Origin of the sequence: Allorhizobium undicola ORS 992 = ATCC 700741 (assembly GCF_000621665.1) — a bacterium.
GTDB lineage: Bacteria > Pseudomonadota > Alphaproteobacteria > Rhizobiales > Rhizobiaceae > Allorhizobium > Allorhizobium undicola.
The window spans coordinates 140,596-158,867 of the sequence record NZ_JHXQ01000005.1 but is presented as its reverse complement, the minus strand read 5'-3'; the positions used below and the strand labels follow the sequence as shown (position 1 = coordinate 158,867).

The 18,272-nt window shown below is 62.2% G+C and carries 18 protein-coding genes; 8 read left to right on the top strand and 10 right to left on the bottom strand.

Features of this window, described 5'->3' with window-relative positions; genetic code table 11:
• Positions 1-77 precede the first annotated feature (77 nt).
• Both T424_RS0107805 and T424_RS0107800 read left to right on the top strand, forming a co-directional pair.
• Positions 78-701, top strand: coding sequence for a hypothetical protein (locus T424_RS0107805; RefSeq protein ID WP_027487239.1), 624 nt, complete (start codon positions 78-80; stop codon positions 699-701).
• Between the two features lie 182 nt (positions 702-883).
• Positions 884-1,363, top strand: coding sequence for a GNAT family N-acetyltransferase (locus tag T424_RS0107800; RefSeq protein WP_027487238.1), 480 nt, complete (start codon positions 884-886; stop codon positions 1,361-1,363).
• 125 nt (positions 1,364-1,488) lie between these two features.
• Here T424_RS0107800 and T424_RS20440 read toward each other — a convergent pair whose 3' ends face one another.
• Together T424_RS20440 and T424_RS0107790 are read right to left on the bottom strand one after the other, a co-directional pair.
• Positions 1,489-1,794 (bottom strand): hypothetical protein, encoded by a 306-nt coding sequence (locus T424_RS20440; RefSeq protein WP_037066945.1) that lies wholly within the window; start codon positions 1,792-1,794, stop codon positions 1,489-1,491.
• Complete coding sequence (locus T424_RS0107790; RefSeq protein WP_027487237.1) at positions 1,791-2,240, bottom strand: nucleoside deaminase; 450 nt, start codon at positions 2,238-2,240, stop codon at positions 1,791-1,793. Before T424_RS0107790 ends, T424_RS20440 begins: the two co-directional genes overlap by 4 nt.
• Positions 2,241-2,314: 74 nt before the next feature.
• On the opposite strand from T424_RS0107790, the gene T424_RS20435 reads away from it, so the two are divergent.
• The 3 genes from T424_RS20435 (at position 2,315) to T424_RS0107775 (ending at position 5,751) form a co-directional block, all read left to right on the top strand.
• A complete protein-coding gene (locus T424_RS20435) occupies positions 2,315-4,246 on the top strand; it encodes a pseudouridine synthase (protein ID WP_084268428.1) in 1,932 nt (643 codons plus the stop codon).
• Positions 4,247-4,249: 3 nt separating this feature from the next.
• Positions 4,250-4,807, top strand: a complete 558-nt coding sequence (gene rsmD / locus T424_RS0107780) for a 16S rRNA (guanine(966)-N(2))-methyltransferase RsmD (RefSeq protein ID WP_027487236.1) — start codon at positions 4,250-4,252, stop codon at positions 4,805-4,807.
• 65 nt (positions 4,808-4,872) lie between these two features.
• Positions 4,873-5,751 carry a patatin-like phospholipase family protein gene (locus T424_RS0107775; RefSeq protein ID WP_154664851.1) on the top strand — a complete coding sequence of 293 codons (879 nt, stop codon included), beginning with the start codon at positions 4,873-4,875 and terminating at the stop codon, positions 5,749-5,751.
• Positions 5,752-5,790: 39 nt separating this feature from the next.
• Here the strand turns inward: T424_RS0107775 and T424_RS20430 are convergent, their stop codons facing one another.
• Positions 5,791-7,155, bottom strand: coding sequence for a putative bifunctional diguanylate cyclase/phosphodiesterase (locus T424_RS20430; protein ID WP_051558850.1), 1,365 nt, complete (start codon positions 7,153-7,155; stop codon positions 5,791-5,793).
• Between the two features lie 335 nt (positions 7,156-7,490).
• Positions 7,491-9,146 carry a response regulator gene (locus T424_RS0107765; protein ID WP_027487234.1) on the bottom strand — a complete coding sequence of 552 codons (1,656 nt, stop codon included), beginning with the start codon at positions 9,144-9,146 and terminating at the stop codon, positions 7,491-7,493.
• 272 nt (positions 9,147-9,418) lie between these two features.
• On the opposite strand from T424_RS0107765, the gene mutL reads away from it, so the two are divergent.
• From mutL to T424_RS22475, 3 genes are all read left to right on the top strand, one after another.
• Positions 9,419-11,230, top strand: coding sequence for a DNA mismatch repair endonuclease MutL (gene mutL / locus T424_RS0107760; protein WP_027487233.1), 1,812 nt, complete (start codon positions 9,419-9,421; stop codon positions 11,228-11,230).
• An 83-nt stretch (positions 11,231-11,313) separates the two neighbouring features.
• A complete protein-coding gene (locus T424_RS0107755; protein WP_027487232.1) occupies positions 11,314-11,547 on the top strand; it encodes a DUF2093 domain-containing protein in 234 nt (77 codons plus the stop codon).
• Positions 11,548-11,736: 189 nt separating this feature from the next.
• On the top strand, positions 11,737-11,913 hold the full coding sequence (locus tag T424_RS22475; protein WP_154664836.1) for a hypothetical protein: 177 nt from the start codon (positions 11,737-11,739) through the stop codon (positions 11,911-11,913).
• 175 nt (positions 11,914-12,088) lie between these two features.
• Here the strand turns inward: T424_RS22475 and lpxK are convergent, their stop codons facing one another.
• The 6 genes from lpxK to T424_RS0107720 form a co-directional block, all read right to left on the bottom strand.
• A complete protein-coding gene (gene lpxK / locus T424_RS0107745) occupies positions 12,089-13,144 on the bottom strand; it encodes a tetraacyldisaccharide 4'-kinase (RefSeq protein WP_027487231.1) in 1,056 nt (351 codons plus the stop codon).
• Between the two features lie 126 nt (positions 13,145-13,270).
• Complete coding sequence (locus tag T424_RS0107740) at positions 13,271-13,987, bottom strand: HAD family hydrolase (protein WP_027487230.1); 717 nt, start codon at positions 13,985-13,987, stop codon at positions 13,271-13,273.
• On the bottom strand, positions 13,984-15,303 hold the full coding sequence (gene waaA, locus T424_RS0107735) for a lipid IV(A) 3-deoxy-D-manno-octulosonic acid transferase (protein WP_407921386.1): 1,320 nt from the start codon (positions 15,301-15,303) through the stop codon (positions 13,984-13,986). Before waaA ends, T424_RS0107740 begins: the two co-directional genes overlap by 4 nt.
• Before the next feature lie 261 nt (positions 15,304-15,564).
• A complete protein-coding gene (locus T424_RS0107730; protein WP_027487228.1) occupies positions 15,565-15,801 on the bottom strand; it encodes a DUF4170 domain-containing protein in 237 nt (78 codons plus the stop codon).
• A gap of 227 nt (positions 15,802-16,028) precedes the next feature.
• On the bottom strand, positions 16,029-16,829 hold the full coding sequence (locus T424_RS0107725) for a 3'(2'),5'-bisphosphate nucleotidase CysQ (RefSeq protein ID WP_027487227.1): 801 nt from the start codon (positions 16,827-16,829) through the stop codon (positions 16,029-16,031).
• Between the two features lie 10 nt (positions 16,830-16,839).
• On the bottom strand, positions 16,840-18,186 hold the full coding sequence (locus tag T424_RS0107720) for a TldD/PmbA family protein (RefSeq protein WP_027487226.1): 1,347 nt from the start codon (positions 18,184-18,186) through the stop codon (positions 16,840-16,842).
• Positions 18,187-18,272: the final 86 nt, after the last annotated feature.

Below are 18,272 nucleotides of genomic sequence, written 5' to 3'. Positions count from 1 at the left end.
ATACGACCCCTGCCGTGATGGGTGGAGCATGGAGCTGTGACGCCAAGTGGCGCGTCATGCTGAAAGGCTGGAAGTAGATGGTGAAGGCAAAACTGTTTCGCGTAGGTGTGACGCTCGCTGGCGTTGTCGGCGCCTGCTCCGGCCTCAGCGGCTGCATGAGCAGCCCGACCTATGGAACGGACAAGACGGCGATGGAACAACTGACCGACGACCTTGGTTCGGCGGTGTCTGTCACCGGCGGCCAGAAAAAGGCCGATGGTAAGTATAATCCGCGCCCTGATCTGGTGCTGCCGCCCAAGGGCGCGCAGGCCGAACTGGTGCAGCCGCAGACCTCGCTTGCCAGCAAGGACAATCCCGAATGGCTGGAAGCGCCGGAAGATACCCGCAAGCGCTTGGTGGCGGAAGCCGATGCCAATGCCAGCAACCCGAATTATCGCTCGCCGCTTCTGGCCGGTTACGGCACCAACGGCACGATGACGGAAACGCAAAAGTGGCAGGCCTTCCGCGATGCCCGCAAGATCCAGAAGGGCGCCTATCTCGACCAGCGCCGCGTTCTTTCCGATCCGCCGGACAGCTACCGCATGGTGGATGAGACCAAGCTGACCGATCTGGGCGAGCCGGAAGCCAAGAAAGAAAAGCGCCGCCAGAAGGATGCGCAGATTGCAAATTCCGGCAAGAACTGGTGGCAGCCCTTCCAATAAGCGCGCTACAGCGCCGTGCGTTTTAACAAACGCACAAAGGACGCTGTAACACTTTAAATCTGCTGCATAATTTTCACCTTAAATCGATTCTGATTTTAAGGAATTATGCAGTAGTCCAATGCGGTCATCGCAGGTGATGATTTTCGGGGCCGGTATCGGCCCCTTTTCATGTCGGGATTTCCATGAGCTTTACCATTCGCCAAGCCGACCGCGCCGATGTTCCGGCCATTTTGCGCTTCATCACCGATCTTGCCATTTACGAAAAGGCCGAGCATGAGGTACTGGCAACGCCGGAAAGCCTTGAGCGCACGCTATTTGGCGAAGGCAGCGTCACCGGCGCGGCCATTCTGGAAAGCGATGGGGTCGCGGCGGGTTTTGCCATCTGGTTCTACAGCTATTCCACCTGGCTGGCGCGCAAGGGCCTCTATCTTGAGGATCTTTACGTCGATCCCGCCTTTCGCGGAAAAGGCGGCGGCAAGCTCCTGCTGCGCTATCTGGCCAAACGCGCCGTTTCGGAAGATTGCGGACGCTTTGAATGGAGCGTGCTGGACTGGAACGAACCGGCCATCCGGGTTTATGAGGCCATCGGCGGCGAACCGCAAAGCGATTGGATCCGCTATCGCCTGACGGGCGAGGCGCTCAAGGCCTTCGCCGGGGAGTGATAATCTACTGCATAATTCCTTAAATCGGAATCGATTTAAGGTGAAAATTATGCAGCAGCTTTAAAGTGTTACAGCGTCCTTTGTGCGTTTGAGAAAACGCACGGCGCTGTAGGGGCCGCTGGCGATCAGCTCAAGGTCAGCCACAAAATGGCCAGATGCAGCACATGCACGGCCAGCCCGATGCCTGCGACCATTTCCAGCGGGGAATCCGCAAGGCTTGCATATTGCGGCAGGGTGGCGACGAAAACGAGCAGGGCTGCCACCAGAAGCGGCACGAAGCTGAGCGCCGTCAGGCGGGGCGCGCGCCAGGCGACCTTTCCGGTAAACGTCCATTGCATCGGCAGAAGCTTCTGCCGTGGCGCAAGACGAAAATAGGCATGGATGGAAAGCGCCACCATGACAAACCAGAGTGTGACAGGCGTTTCGATCATCGCCGCTCGTGAAAAAAGGCTTTCAGCAGTTCGGCGCTGGCGCTTTCGCCAATGCCGGAATAGACCTCCGGTGCGTGGTGGCAGGTGGGCTGGCTGTAAAACCGGCCACCATGATCCACCCCTCCGCCCTTGGGATCTTCAGCACCATAATATAAACGTCTAATTCGCGCAAAGGATATGGCGGCCGCGCACATGGCGCAGGGTTCCAATGTTACATAGAGGTCGCAACCGCTTAGCCGCTCGTCTTCAAGTATCGCGGCGGCGCGGCGAATGGCGAGGATCTCGGCATGGGCGCTGATGTCGCGCAGCGCGCGGGTTTCGTTTCCGGCTGCCGCAACGATCCGGTCCTGCCGCACCACGACGGCGCCGATCGGCACTTCGCCGCGCGCGCCCGCCGCCTCAGCTTCCTCAAGAGCCGCATTCATGAAACGCCGTGTTGGCAGCATATCCCGCAACTTTCCGCTTAACCAAGCCTGCCGGACCTGATAGGACACAGGCCAAACGACAGGCAAATAGAAAAATGACCGATAACGACAAGTTCCAGCGCCGGGGCGGCAAGGCTCCAGGCAGCAAATTCAATGGCGGCAAATCAGGCCCCCGTAAAGGCGATGGTTTCAAATCCTCCGCCTCGGGTAAACCCTCGCGCTTTTCCGGCAAGGCAGAAGGCGAGGGCGGCGGGCGGTCCGACCGTTCCGAAAAGCCCTTCAAATCCGGTTTCGCCAAGGCGGCAGGCGGCAAACCCTCCGGCTTCAAGCGGGATGCACAGGCTGCGGGCAAGGGTGCCGACAGAGATCAGGTGAAGGCGGCATTTCGTCCCAGGCGTACGGATGGCGCCGTTTCCACCGGCGACGAGGCCATGAAGCCCGAGCGCATCTCCAAGCTTCTGGCGCGCGCAGGCGTTGCCTCGCGGCGGGATGTGGAACGCATGATCATGGAAGGCCGCGTTGCGGTGAACGGCAAGGTACTGGACAGCCCCGTGCTGAACGCCACGCTTGCCGACCGTATCGAAGTGGACGGCACTCCCATTCGCGGCATAGAGCGCACGCGGCTGTGGCTCTACCACAAGCCCGCCGGTCTGGTGACGACCAATTCCGATCCGGAAGGCCGCCCCACGGTTTTCGACAATCTGCCGGAAGACCTGCCGCGCGTCATGTCCATCGGCCGTCTCGACATCAATACCGAGGGCCTGCTGCTGTTGACCAATGATGGCGGGCTGGCGCGGGTGCTGGAACTGCCGACGACCGGCTGGCTGCGCCGCTACCGCGTGCGTGCCTATGGCTCGGTGGATCAGGCCGCGCTGGACAAGCTCAAGGACGGGATTGCCGTGGACGGCGTGCTTTATGGCGCCATCGATGCAACGCTTGACCGCGCCCAGGGCCACAATGTGTGGATCACCATGGGTCTGCGCGAAGGCAAGAACCGCGAAATCAAGAATGTTCTGGGTGCGCTGGGGCTGGATGTGAACCGGCTCATCCGCATTTCCTACGGTCCTTTCCAGCTTGGCGACCTGTCGGAAGGCAAGGCCATGGAGGTGCGCGGCCGCATGTTGCGCGACCAGCTTGGGCCGCGCCTGATCGAAGAGGCCAAGGCCAATTTCGACGCGCCGATCTTCAATGCCGCAGAAGCACGCGATGATGAGGAAGAGCAGTGCCCCATGCGCCCGGCCCGCTCCGAGCGCGCTGAACGCCCCGAACGGCAGGACGAGGACCGGCCCGCTCGTAAAGGCAAGCCGGAGCGCAAAGGCTCCGAGGGTAAGGGCTCTGAGCGCATGTCGGGCCGTGAGCGGGCGCTGGACCGGCTGGACACCAGCCGCCGCGATGAGCGCGATTTCGGCAAGGCCAAGCGCACGCCCGCTGCCACCACCCGCACCGCCAATGTGTGGATGGCGCCGGGCGCACGCCCCGTGGCCGCCGCCAAGGCCGAGGGGGAGGAGCGCGAAAAGCCGCTGCGCGCCCGTGGCGATGGTAAGCGTCCGGATAATCGCTATGGCCGCAACAAGGATGGGTCTGCCTCGCGCTCGCTGTCTAGGCATGATCCCGACAGAAAGGGCGGCGCCAGCCGCGCCTTCGATCCCGGCCCGCGTGTTCTGGTAAGCCGCGCCCGCGACGACGAGGGTGAGTGGATCCGCGCCGAGGAACCGGCCCGCAAGGCCGACGGGCAGGACGCACCGCGCCAGCGCCGCGAGGGCGGCTTTGGCGGCAACCGCGACGGCGGCAAGTTTGAGAACCGCCGCGATGGCGGCAAGTTTGAAGACCGCCGGGGGTCCGGCTTTGGCCGTGACAAGCCAGGCGAAGGCCGCAAGGGGCCGCCTCGCAGCGATGCAAAGCCTTTCGGTGGCAAGCCGGGCGGCAAGTCCTTTGGTGGCAAACCCGGTGGTGGGAAGCCCTTTGGAGGCAAACCCGGCGGCGGCAGGCCTTCAGGCAAGCCGGGTGGCTTCAAGGGCAAGAGGTAAGCCATGCGGATCGTCGCAGGAGAGTTCCGCGGGCGCACCATCGCCTCGCCGAAAAGCAATGCGATCCGGCCGACCATCGACCGGACGCGCGAAAGCCTGTTCAACATCATCACCCATGCCCACCCGGAAAGTCTGGATGGCACCCGTATTCTCGATCTTTTCGCGGGCACGGGTGCTGTCGGGCTTGAGGCTCTGTCTCGCGGCTGTCGCGCCGCCCTCTTCGTGGAAAACAGCGTCGAGGGCCGCGGGCTCTTGTGGGAAAATATCGACAGCTTCGGTCTGCATGGCCGGGCGAAGATCCTGAGGCGGGATGCCACCGATCTTGGCCCCGTCAACACCATGGAGCCCTTTCATCTGCTCTTTGCCGATCCGCCCTATGGCAAAGGCCTTGGCGAAAAGGCCTTTGCCGCCGCCCATAAGGGTGGCTGGCTGGTGCCGGGTGCGCTTGCCATTCTGGAGGAGCGTGGCGATGTGGAGGTTGCGGTGGAGCCGCCCTTCGCGCTTGCCGAAACGCGCACCTTCGGCGACACCCGCATTCACTTTTACAATTACCGGCCCTGAGCCCTTCGACGGAACGACAAAACAGGTTTCCCGCGCGGTGAGCGGCCATGGAAAGACATGCCCCGATGATCGATGAGCATAAAGCATTGGCGGCCGCTCGCACTGGCACTACGCCCACCATCGGCCTTGCGCTTGGGGCAGGGGGGGCACGGGGTTTTGCGCATATTCAGGTGCTGGAGGCGCTGGAAGAGCTTGGCCTTGCTCCGGTTGCCATCGCCGGGGCATCCATCGGCGCCATTATCGGCGCGGGTGCGGCGGCTGGCATGTCCGCGGCGGAAATGCGCGAACACGCGCTGGAAACCGTGGGAAAACGCAATGCCGTGGTCAACCGCATCTGGAGCCTCAGGCCGCCTTCCATGAAGGATGCGCTGGGCGGTTTTCGCCTTGGCCAGTTCAATCTGGAGCGGATTTTGCGCGCCTTTCTGCCGGAGCGGATTCCGGCTGATTTCTCCGATCTTTCCATGCCGCTGAAGGTGATTGCCACCGATTATTACGGTCATTGCGAAAAGCTGATCGAAGCGGGCGATCTTTATCAGGCGCTGGCGGCCTCTGCCGCGATCCCGGCGCTTTTTGCGCCGGTCAACCTCGATGACCGGCTGATGATCGATGGCGGCATTTTCAATCCGGTGCCCTATGAGCATCTGTTCGGCATGGCCGATATCGTGATCGGCATCGATATTGTCGGCGGTCCGGTCGGCACGGGGCTGGAACTGCCCAACCGCATTGAAAGCCTGTTCGGCGCCTCGCAGCTGATGATGCAATCGCATCTGGCGCTGAAGCTGAAGCTGGGGCCGCCAGCCATTTTCCTGCGTCCGCCGGTCAATGGTTTCGGCGTGCTGGATTTCCTGAAGGCGCGGCAGATTTTCGAAGTGTCCGAACCCGTCAAGGATGAGGTGAAGCGGGCGGTGGAGGCGCAGTTCGCCCTGCTTTCCCAGAGGATGTAACATTCTGTTTTTTGCGGATTTTCGGAGGGAAAACCGGTTTCAGCCGGAAAGCATCATGCCCTTGTGGCGGGCAGCGCTTAAATCCTGATAGTGACGATAGAGATAGCGCAGCGTCCCGGCGGCATCGGCGGGCTTGCCGAAATAATAGCCCTGACCCATGGCGCATCCCAATGCGTCGAGCATGGCGGCCTCTGCCTCGGTTTCGATGCCTTCTGCCACCACCTTGAGGTTTAAACCTTCGCACATGGAAATCACCGCCCGTACGATATGTTCGGAGACGCGATCGGTGGTGATAGCGGAAACGAAGGCGCGATCGATCTTTACCTTGTCGAAGGTGAATTCACGCAGCCGTCCAAGGCTGGACTGTCCTGTCCCGAAATCGTCCAGCGAAATCCGCACCCCGGCCTGCCGCAAATCGCCAATGATGGCATTGGCCGTTTTGGCGCAGGCCATGACGGCGGTTTCGGTAATTTCGAGCTCCAGCCGGGCGGGATCAAGCCCGGCAGCGCTGAGAATGGCAAGCGTGCGCGAGGCGGTAGAGCTGTCCTTCAATTGCGCGGAGGAGAGGTTGAAGGAAAGGAAAAGATCGCGCGGCCAGGTGAGGGCGGCATCGGCGGCCTTGCGCAACAGGGTTTCCGACAGCGTATCGATAAAGCCGCGTTCTTCGGCAAGCGGCACGAAAATGGCGGGCGAAACGAAACCCAGATCGGCATCGATCCACCGCGCCAGCGCTTCGAAACCCAGCACCTGGTGATCGGCCAGCGAGACGATGGGCTGAAAATGTACATCCACGGCATCATGGATGATGGCGTTGCGCAGGGCCTGTTCCAACTGGGTGGAGTGGCGCATTTCCTGAGCGATTTCGCGGGTATAGACGGTGATTTGCCCACGTCCGCGACGCTTTGAGCGATAGAGCGCGGTTTCCGCGCTTTTCATGAGATCGCTGAATTCCTCCCCCGCAAAGGGGTAGATGGCAAAGCCCAGCGAGGCTGAAAGACGCACGTTGCGGTCGCCAAGATCATAGGGCGCCGACAGCACGTCCTTGATGAGATAGCCGATGCGCTCGGCGCTGCCTGCCTCGAAGATCAGCGGCAGGATAATGGCGAATTCATCGCCGTCGTGGCGGGTGACGATGCTGCCATCCGGCGTGCAGGCCTTCAGGCGATGGGCGACCTGACACAGGATCTCATCCCCCGCCATCGACCCGAACAGGTCGTTGATCGGTTTGAAGCCATCGAGATTGACAAGCGCAACGGTGAAGGGGGCCGGGTCGGCGGCGCGCTCGGCTGCAAGCGCGCAAACGTCTTCCCTCAGCCGCCGCTGATTTCCAAGACCGGTCAGGGGATCAATGACGCTTGCGCCCGCTCCCCCGCTGTCGTCGGCCGCCATGTCAGCAGCGCTCATCGAAAATCCTTGCAAAACACTTCGGGTTGCGTCTCAGACAACAATAAACCCGGTGCTTGAGCTTGTCTCGCTAATTGAAAAAGCGTCTTGTCAAGCAGTTAACCGGGCCTTGCGCCTTCACCCCGAAGATGGTCACGAAACCCTAATAAATTTTTAGTTTCCGCAGCTTCGCGACATGTGGATTTTTACCCCTGATTTATACTAGTGGGCTGAATTTGCCGTTTGCGCCCGTTTGCAGCGGCGTCGCGCGGCGAAAGCGCGGGCATTGCGCCAGCAAAGGCCGGGGAAATTTATGTCCGCAAACGGTTTTATCAAGACCGGCACCTGGAATGGTTTCAGGCGCGGACAGCCACCTTTTCCAGCAGGCCGTGACGGCTGAGAAGATGTTCTATCATGTCAGGGCTGAGTGGCTTGACGATGGCGTCATCCATGCCAGCCGCCAGACATTTCGGCTTGTCCTGGTCGAAGGCAGGCACGAGCACGCCGACAATCAGGCTGCGTTGCCGGGTATTTTCCTCATGGCGGCGCATGGCCCGTGTCAGCTCAAGCCCGTTTATGTCGGGCAGCGAGATGTCCATCAGCACCACATCCGGGCGGGTTTGCGTCCAGATCCGCAAGGCCTCGGCGCCGCTTGCGGCGATTGTATAGCGGCAGCCCAATCCTTCCAGAATTTGCGAAAACACGATCTGGTTCACGTCATTGTCCTCGACGACCAGAATGGCGGAGGGATCGGCTTTGGTGCCGTCTGGAAGGCCGGTCCCGGCGGTGGCAAGCGGCTCAGGTGAGGACATGGGGGCGGGAGCCGCCGCCAGCCTTGCATGGCCTTCATCCTGCGTGGTGCCCGCGGCCGCGGCACGAAAGGCGGGTGCCGCCTCGGTTACGGTTTCCGTTTCACTGTGGATCGACTGGATTTGACGTATCAGCATGGCGTCCGCCCAGTCATGGGCAAGGACAATGGTCGCAAGACCGTGTTCCCGTGCCAGTGCGGCACAGGCCGGCGGCATACGCCGGTCAACCAGCACAAGGTCGATCGCCACGCCCGCCGCGTGTGCGGCGGCAAGAAAGGGGCGCATATCGGTTGCCATATCCAGCGTGCAGCTATCCGCGCCTGCTTGCGCGAGCAGCCTGGCCATGCGCTGGTTGAAGCCCGCATCGCTGCTGATGGCCAGCACCCTCATGCCGGCCAGGTCGAGGCTCGGGGTCTCTTTGCCGGTCTCGGCGTGCGGTTGGCTGAGGAAGAGCGTTCTATCCTGCATCTGCCCGGCAGTGAGACTGACCATGGTAAAGAGCCGTCCGGCCCGCATTGCCGATGAAAGCCATATGCCCGGCCTTGCCAGCGGCAGCGGCGCATCATTGGCGCGAAGCTGCGGGGCCGTTCGCTCCAGATCGGCAAGAAAGGCGGGGGCGAAGACGGCGCTGGCCTTTTCGCCCTGAACGCCCTGAAGGCCAGCACCCGCGGCCGATGCCACGGCACGGTTGACCGCGACGATTGTCCTGTCTTCGTCCAGCACGAAAAGCGGATGCGGCAGGCTATCGAGTATTTCTTCCGTCACCTCGATGCGTTCCTGATCGGTCTTCCATTGTTCGTCGCGTTTTTTCTGCTCGGTCACATCGGTCATGACGCAGAGGCCGAAGCCTGAGGGCAGGCGGCGTTTGGCCAGACGCATCATGCGGCCCTTCACGGTGCGCTCGACGTCTTCCCAGCGCTCGCGCCATTGGGCGGAAACGCGCTCTGCAATCCACTCCTCGCGCGGGGGCGCGGAGGGTACCAGGCGAATGCAATGGTCATGAACCGCGCCCAGAAAATCGCGCAGTCGCGTGCCCGGACGAAGGTAAAATTCCGAAACCGGAAAGAAGTTCAGCACCAGCGGACTGCCATAGACGATCAGGTCGTCGCGATCGATGACCAGCAGCGCGCTGCCCTGTGTGTCGCAAACGGCGTCCAGCAGGCCGCGCTCCAGGGCGCACTCCGTCATCGCATGTCGTTCCATACCTGCTCTCCAGAGACCTTGGCCACCGCTTGCAGGCGGTGCGCAGTCCCGGTGGCCTTGAGGACAGCCCGGAATTTGGCGCAAATGCCGGGTCGCTTCAGAGGGAATTGTTTTACGCATCGTCCGGCCGGGGCCGGTTTTCACTCTCCCGTTTCCCGACAATCCTATTGGTTTGTGATTAACGCCTGCTTAATATCGTCTGGATTGCCGTTTCTGGGGAGAGTGGCTGCCGGGGGCTTTTCGGGAGGGCGGAAATGCCGGAAAAGAAAAACATGACCGTCAAGCAACTTCCTGAAACCCTGATCAACCAGATTGCCGCGGGCGAGGTCGTGGAGCGACCGGCCAGCGCTGCCAAGGAATTGATCGAAAACGCCATCGATGCCGGCGCGACACGCATCGACATTGCCACTGCCGGCGGTGGCAAGGCGCTGTTGCGCGTGACCGATAACGGCTTTGGCATGGATGCGCGGGACCTGGAGCTGGCGGTGCGCCGCCATTGCACTTCCAAGCTGGACGGTTCGCTGGACGAGATTCGCAGCCTCGGCTTCCGCGGCGAGGCGCTGCCCTCCATCGGCTCCGTGGCCCGCCTTTCGATTTCCACCCGCAGGCAGGGCGCGCCCCATGCGCTGCGCATTCAGGTGGAAGGGGGAAAGGTGTCCGAGGTCGGTCCGGCGCCGGGCAATTTCGGCACGGTGGTGGAGGTGCGGGATCTGTTTTTCGCCACGCCCGCCCGGCTGAAATTCATGAAAAGCGAAAGGGCAGAGGCTGGCGCCATTACCGAAGTGGTCAAGCGCATGGCGATTGCCTTTCCCGCCATCCGCTTCGTGCTTTCGGGCACGGATCGCTCGGCGCTGGAATTTCCAGCCACCGGCGATGACCATCTTGCCCGCATCGCCCAGATACTGGGTGCGGATTTCCGCGACAATGCCATAGCGCTCGATGCCGTGCGCGAGGATGTGGCCCTCACCGGCTTTGCCGGTATCCCCACCTTCAATCGCGGCAATGCGGCGCATCAATATGCCTTCGTCAATGGCAGGCCCGTGCAGGATAAGCTCATCCTCTCCGCCATTCGCGGCGCCTATGCCGAAACGGTGCCACAGGGGCGTTATCCGGTGGCGGTACTATCGATCACGCTCGATCCGGCGCTGGTGGACGTCAATGTGCATCCGGCAAAATCGGATGTGCGGTTTCGCGATGCGGGCCTTGTGCGCGGCCTGATTGTCGGGGCCATCCGCGAGGCGCTGACGCGGGAGGGCGCGCGCCCTTCCACGGCGGGGGCAGGGGCCATGTTGCGCGCTTTCCGTCCCGGCATGGGCGGGTTTGGCACATCGGCGGGCGGCAATGCCGGGTGGACGCCGGCAAGCTCGCCCAGCCGTCCGCTGGCAAGCGGCCTTATGCAGCCGGGTCTTGCGGAAACGCCGCAGGGCCGTTTCGATAGCCTCGCCATGCCAACGGCCCGCAGCGAGGCCGCGCCGATCGAGACGCGGCAGGCCGTCGAGCGGGATTTTCCGTTGGGTGCCGCACGTGCCCAGCTTCATGCCAATTACATCGTGGCCCAGACCCGCGACGGGCTTGTGATCGTCGATCAGCACGCCGCGCATGAGAGACTGGTCTTCGAAGATATGCGCAAGGCGCTGAGCGGACGCCGCCTTCCCTCGCAGGGGCTGCTTATTCCTGAAATCGTCGATTTGCCTGAGGAGGATTGCGACCGGCTGGCCGCGCACGCGCAGGAATTCGACAGGCTCGGGCTGGCTTTGGAGCGGTTCGGGCCGGGCGCCATGGCGGTGCGCGAAACCCCTGCCATGCTGGGAGAAATGGATGTGCCCTCGCTTTTGCGCCAGCTTGCCGACGAGATCGCCGAATGGGAAACGGCGGGCGGACTTTTCGCACGCCTGGAACATGTAGCCGCCACCATGGCCTGCCACGGTTCGGTACGCTCGGGCCGGGTGCTGCGGGCGGAGGAAATGAATGCCCTGCTGCGCAAGATGGAGGAAACGCCGGGCTCTGGCCAGTGCAATCACGGCAGGCCAACCTATGTCGAGCTGAAGCTTGCCGACATCGAGCGGCTCTTCGGCCGTAGCTGACCTTGCGGCGTCTTGCCATTATGCGATATGACCGGGGCGCGACGATGCGCAGGCGTCCGCGCCTTGCAAGAAGACAGGAGCAGATCATGAACCGGTTCGAAGGCGGAAGCGGCAAGGAAGCCAGATTGCGCTATCTGGATGGCGATTTTCAGATTCTTACCCCCGGTTCCCATGTGATCTGCGCCATGACCGGGCGGCCGATCATGGTGGACGAACTGAAATACTGGAGTGTGGATCGTCAGGAAGCTTACGTGGATGCCGCCGCTTCGCTGGAGGCCGAAAAGCGCGCCGGAAACCTGCCGAACCAGCGGCGCTGATCGAGTTTTGATCCTACTGCATAATTCCTTAAATCGGAATCGATTTAAGGTGAGAATTATGCAGCAGCTTTAAAGTGTTACAGCGTCCCTCGTGCGTTTGATCACAGTACACGACGCTAGGGTTTAGCGTGTGGCTTACCCCCCCTCTGTCCTGCCGGACATCTCCCCCTCAAGGCAGGGCAATCGCATATGACCGATTTCGAGGAATCGAAGGGCGAACAAAACGGAATCGTTGCAAGAACAAATGCTCGCAGATTCCATGTTTGTTCCGCATATGCGATTGCCCTGCCCTCAAGGGGGGAGATCGGCAAGATGAAGGCCTTGCCTAAATCCTTGAAAAAGGCCGTCATCACAAATAGTCTTTGAAGAATGGCGCTTTGTCCGTATTGCAATCTCCCCCTTGAGGGGGAGATGCCTGGCAAGGCAGAGGGGGGTAGGCCACGCCACATGCCTAAGCGTCGTGTACTGTAGCGTTTGATAAAACGCACGGCGCTGTAGAGCATTTTCAGGAAAAGTGGAAACCGGTTTTCCTGAAAATGCTCTAAAGGATTTTTCCTGCGTCTCTGAAGCGCGCCTGCGCTTTTTCGATAATGCGTTTCGGCGCGGAGGGATCGTCGAAAACGATGTCGATTTCCACCACGATCGAGCGTTCGGCAAGCTCCCCGGCCCGCCCGGCGCCGCCCTTCAGCCGCACGAAATCCTTGGCGGTCGTGACAAGTTGCAGCTTGTGTCGGCGGGCTGTGTCGAGCAGGTCGTCCATCTGGCGGGGCGTGAGGGGCTGGTGGTCGCCGAAGGCGCGGATTTCGGCGAGATTGGCGCCCATGTCGCGCAGGGTGCGATGGAATTTTTCCGGATCGGCAATGCCGCAATAGGCCAGAACCTGTTTTGCCTTCAGCTCTTCCCCGTTGTCGTGAGGATGTTCCAGATCCACCGGGCGGGGCTGCACCTTGCCAAGCAGCACGGGCTTGCCAAGCCGCGCCACCTTGCGCACAAGCGGCTCAGCGCCATCGGCCGTTCCCACCTGTAAAACGGCGTCCATGGCGGCCAGTTGCCGGGGCAGGGGGGCGCGAAGCGGGCCTGCGGGAAACACCTTGCCATTGCCGAGACCCCGGCGGCTATCCACCACCAGCAAGGCAAAATCGATGGCAAGCCTTGCACTCTGGAAACCGTCATCCATGATGATGAGATCAACGCCTGCGGCGCGCAAGGCTTCGGCCCCTTCGACACGACGGGGGGAAATGACGGTCACGGCCTCCCGCGCCAGCAGCAGTGGCTCATCGCCGACATCGGCGGCAAGATGGCGGGCCGGATCGACAAGGGTGGTGCGCTTCAGCCTGCCACCATAACCGCGACTGAGAAAGCCGGGCTTGAGGCCCATGGCCTGTGCCGCCCGCGCCAGCGCAAGGGCGGTTGGGGTCTTGCCAGCGCCGCCCAGCACGAAATTGCCGATGCAGATGACCGGAAGCTGCACGCGGTGCCGCACGCCCCGCGCCATGCGGGCGCCGCTGATATGGCCGTAGACGAGGCTAAGCGGCGCAAGTGCAAGGCTCTGCCAGCCGCCCTTGCCATGCCACCAGAAGGAGGGAGACGTTACCATGGCTCGTCCTTTATGCCGATGCTACAGCGCCGTGCGTTTTATCAAACGATAAAGGAGGCTGTAAAACTTTAAATCCGATGTATGGCGTGGCACTTGCTGCCGGCCCTCGCGGGCAGGGTGGCAGGGTCAGAGATGTGCTTCCAGTTCGGTAATATCGTTGAGGCAGATGTCCGAGCCCGGTTCCAGCGTCAGCCGTGAGCCGGTGCCGGTCAAAACGGCCACCACCAGACCGGCGCCTGCCGCCCGGCCCATGGTCAGGTCGTGGTTATTGTCGCCAACCACGGCAACCTGTTCCGGCGCAAGGCCGGTTGCCGCGCAAAAGCCGAGAACCATGCCGGGTTCCGGCTTGCAGCCATGGCCGCTGTCATAGCCGGCGACGAAATCCACGAGATCGTCGAGCCCGAACCGTTTGACGATATTGCGGATCGAGCGCTCATTGTCGGAGGAGGCGATGCCGATTTTCAGCCCGCGCTGTTTCAGGCGCGCAAACAGCGCGGCAAGATCGGTCACGGGAACCGAAAGCTCGGTGGCGGCGGCGAAAATTCCGTCCAGTTCCTGCGTCAGGAAGGCGGCATCGAAGGGTGATCCGGCCTTTTCCAGTCCTGTGGCGATTTCGGCGGAGTTTCCGGCAGCAAGCAGGCTGTCCGGCACCACATGGCCGCTTTCAGGATCCATGCCGCAGGCCGCAAGCAGCTGGTTTGCAAGACCCTGGTCGCCATTGGCGGCCATCAGCGCCAATTGCCGGTTTACCGGTGCCCAACTGGCATCGTAATCCAGCAAGGTTCCGTCCTTGTCGAAAACAATGCCGCCAATGGCGGGGCGCCCGTCTGCCTGCACCGTCATTCTCCAGCTGCCTGTTGCGGCTCCAGCCGCGCCTTGACCGTCAGCGGATTGGTGTAGGGCTCCAGCACCTTCATGGTCGTGGTCAGCGCGCCGCGCATCTGCTGCACCGCCTCCATGCCCGCATCGGCCATCTTGTGGCGCACCAGATGTTCATTCATCAGATAATGCACGCCCTTGGCCAGCATTTCGGCATCGCGCACCATGCGGGCGGCGCCGTTGCGCACCAGAGCCTGATAGGTCTCGCGGAAGTTTTCCACATGCGGTCCGGCCAGTACCGCGCAGCCCAGCACGGCAGGCTCCAGCGGATTGCCACCGCCACCGCCCTGATAAAGCGAGCGCCCGACAAAGGCAATTTCCGTCAACCGCAGATAAAGCCCCATTTCGCCGATGGTGTCGCCCAGCAGAATATCGGTCTGCGGGGTCACGGCATCGTTGCGGCTGCGCCGCGCCACCGTCAGCCCCTGCGCCACCAGCATGGTTTCAATCTCGTCGCAGCGGTCGGGATGGCGCGGCACGACAATGCTGAGCTGGCCCATGGAGGCGCGCAAGGCCCGATGCACCATGGCGGCAAGCTTTTCCTCGCCTTCCGCCGTCGAAATTGCCGCCCAGGTCTTGCGATGACCGATCTGGCGTTCGTAAGTGGAGAGAGCGGCCTGATCGCAAGGCGGCGCATCGGTATCCACCTTGATGTTGCCGGAAACCGTGACCGGCCAGGCACCGAGATCGCGGAAGCGCTCGGCATCGACATCCGACTGTGCCACCACCAGCGACAGCTTGGAAAACAGCGATTGCGCCACGGCGGGGTGGCGCTGCCAACGGGCATGGGAGCGATCGGAAAGCCGCGCATTGACGAGGATCTGCGGAATTTGCCGCTGGTGGAGTTCCATCAGCGTCGATGGCCAGATTTCCGATTCCACCGTAATGGCAAGATCCGGCTGCCAATGGTCGAGAAAACGGCGAACGGCGGGGCCAAGATCGAGCGGCACGAACTGGTGAATGACCTCGTTCTTCAACCGCTGCCATGCAATTTCGGCCGAGGTGACGGTGCCGGTGGTCAAAAGCACATTGATCTGGCTGCGGCGCAGTTCGCGCATCAGGGCGGTGATGGCCATCATTTCGCCGACGCTGGCGGCATGGACCCACACAAGCGGGCCATGCGGACGCTCGAAGGCGGCATGGCCCAGCCGTTCGCTCAGCCGCGCGCGGTCTTCCTTGCCCCGCATGGCGCGGGCGCGCAAAACAAGACCGGCTGCGGGATAGCCGATGATACCTGCCCAGCGATAGGCGGCCAATCCGATACGGGCCAGTGCGGTCATTATTCTCCAGCCTGGATGAGTCGCGACCTGACCATGTGTTTTTCCAACCACGGTCAAGAATGATCTTGATTCCAGATTACGGTTTTAAATTGAAACGGAAAGATGCTTGCGCGTCTTTCCGCAGGTCTTTTTGTCCGTTAGAGCATTTTCAGGAAAAGTGGAAGCCGGTTTTCCGTCTGAAAATGCGTAAAAACAAATAGTTAGACCGGTTCAATGTTTCCGTGAAACAATGAACCGCTCTCGGCAAAATCCTGGCGCGGATCAGCCCTGGGCGGGATCCAGCAACTTGTGCATATGCACGATGAAATAGCGCATATGGGCATTGTCCACCGTCATCTGGGCCTTGGACTTCCATGCGGTGAGCGCGGAGGCGTAGTCGGGGAAAATGCCGACGATGTCCAGCGTCTTCAGATCGCGGAACTGCACGTCGTTGAGGTCGTTAAGCTCACCGCCGAAGACCAGATGGAGAAGTTGTCTTTTATTGTCCGTATCGGTCATTGTCATCTTACTCGTTAGCGCGTGTCCCGGAAAAAGCGTCAGCCGCATTCGGCCGGGAGCCTGGAAAACAATAGCTGGACGCATGACTGGATCGGGCCCCGTCAGGCCGTCATGAGTCCGCCGCGTGAAGGAACGCGCCGTCTCTCATGTGTTCAGGCACAAAGGGCGTTCCCGTGATCTCCCCCGTTGCTTCTCTCGGATATTTCACCTCAAAGGTCAACTGCCTGTCATACAGGCCGGAAGCCATCCAGCAGCGCAGGAAGCAGCGGAGCCGCCCCCGCCAGCAGAAAACCGTGGCGGACATCCTGACGATTGTAGAGAAGGTCGTGGCCCTGACTGTCCACGAGGCGGCCGCCTGCACGCTGGAGAATGAGATCGGCGGCGGCCAGATCCCAGTCATGGGCATTTTTCAGCACCAGCGTCGCATCGATGCGGCCAGCGGCCACCAGGGCCAGCCGGTAGGCAAGCGAGGGGATGTGGGAAACGCGGGTCAGCCGGTTGCGCAGGGCGGGGCCGAAGGCCTTGACGAGATCGGCGGGGGCTGCAACCCGGATGGCCTGGCTCTCGCCGGGCAGGGCAGCGTTGATGGGGGCGCCGTTCAGGGTGGCCGGTCCATCGGCGGTTGCCAGATAGGTTTCGTTCAGCGCCGGGGCCACGAGGGCTGCGGCAACGGGCCGGCCTTCATGCACCACGGCCACGCAGACACACCAGGTTTCCAGCCCGGAAATGAAGGCGCGCGTGCCATCGATGGGGTCGATCACGAAAACGGTGCTGCAATGCAGACGGCTTTCGTCATCGTCGGTTTCTTCCGAAAGCCAGCCATAAGCGGGCCGGGCGGCGCGAAGCCGCTCTTCCAGCAGCCGGTTGGCGGCATAATCCGCCGCACTGACCGGCGAGTGACCGCCATTCTTCCACCACACCTCGGGATCCTTGCCGAAATGCGCCAGCGCCACCGCGCCTGCCGCACGGGCGACATCGGCAATCAGCTCAAGGTCGGCCTGCCATGCGGCCGGGGCGTGCTCGGTCACGGTCACGCCCTCACTTGCCCGCCAGCGTCATGCCCTCGACGGCCAGCGTCGGCGCGGCGACGCTGAAGGTGCGGTCGATGTCGTTGGCAAGCGTCACGCGCATGAACATGTCGCGCAGGTTGGAGGCGATGGTGACTTCCGATACGGGATAGGTCAGTTCGCCGTTCTCGATCCTGAAGCCGGATGCGCCGCGGCTGTAATCGCCCGTCAGCATGTCCACGCCATGGCCGATCATGTCGGTGACGTAAAGCCCGTTGCCCACGGAGCGGATCAGTTCTTCGGGGGAAATGTCGCCCGGCTCCAGCGCCAGATTGGTGGAGGAGGGGGAAACCGCCGTGCCGCCGCGCGCGCCGCGTCCATTGGTGGTCAGGCCAAGCTCGCGGGCGGCGGAGGAGGACAGGAACCAGTGCTTCAGCACGCCGTCCTCGATCATGGTCAGCTTTTCGCCGCGCACCCCTTCGCCGTCGAAGGGGCGGGAGGCCGGGCCGCGGATAATGAAGGGATCGTCGGTCACGGTCAGTCCGGCGCGTAAGACCTGCTCACCCATGCGGTCCCGCAGGAAAGAGGTCTTGCGGGCCACCGAAGCGCCATTGATCGCCGCGGCAATATGCCCGGCAAAGCCACGCGCCACGCGGGGATCGAAAACCACGGTGACGTCGCGCCCCGTTTCCAGTTTGCGCGGATTGAGGCGGCGCACCGCTCGTTCGCCCGCCCGGCGGCCAATCTCGTCGGCATCGTCCAGATCGGCATGATATAGGCGGCTGTCGAAGTCGTGATCACGTTCCATGCCCGTGCCTTCGCCCGCAACCGCGCCAGCAGAACGGCCGAAGCGGCTGACGGCATAGCTGCCGGAAAAGCCGTGCGATGTCACCAGCACCAGCCCGCCCATGCCTGCGGACGCGCCAGCCCCGAGCGAATTGGTCACGCCCGGCACGGCGCGTGCGGCATCTTCCGCCGCAAGGGCTGCCTCGCGCAGGGCATCGCTCGAAACCTCGGTCGGGTCGAAAAGGTCGAGATCGGGATAGGTCCGGGCCAGCATGGCTTCATCGGCAAGGCCGGTGAACGGGTCTTCGGGCGAAACCTTCGCCATGGCAACGGCCCGTTCGGCCAGCGCGGCGAGATCGAAGCCCGGATTGGCCGAAACGGATGCAACCCGGCGGCCGATGAAGACGCGCAGGGAAAAATCGTCGCTTTCGGCGCTCTCGGTGGATTCCACCTTGCCAAGCCGGACGCTGACCGATCGCGAACGGGACCGCACCACAACGGCGTCTGCGTGGTCTGCGCCCGCCTTGCGGGCAAGGGCCACGAGATGTTCGGCACGGGAAAGCAAATGGTCGGGGCTGATTTCGGATGACATGGCTTGGCCTTTCTTGTGTTCCCCATTTATTGTGCATTACCACCTGCATCAAGGGCGGAGCGTGATTCTCCCGCCGTGGATTTTGC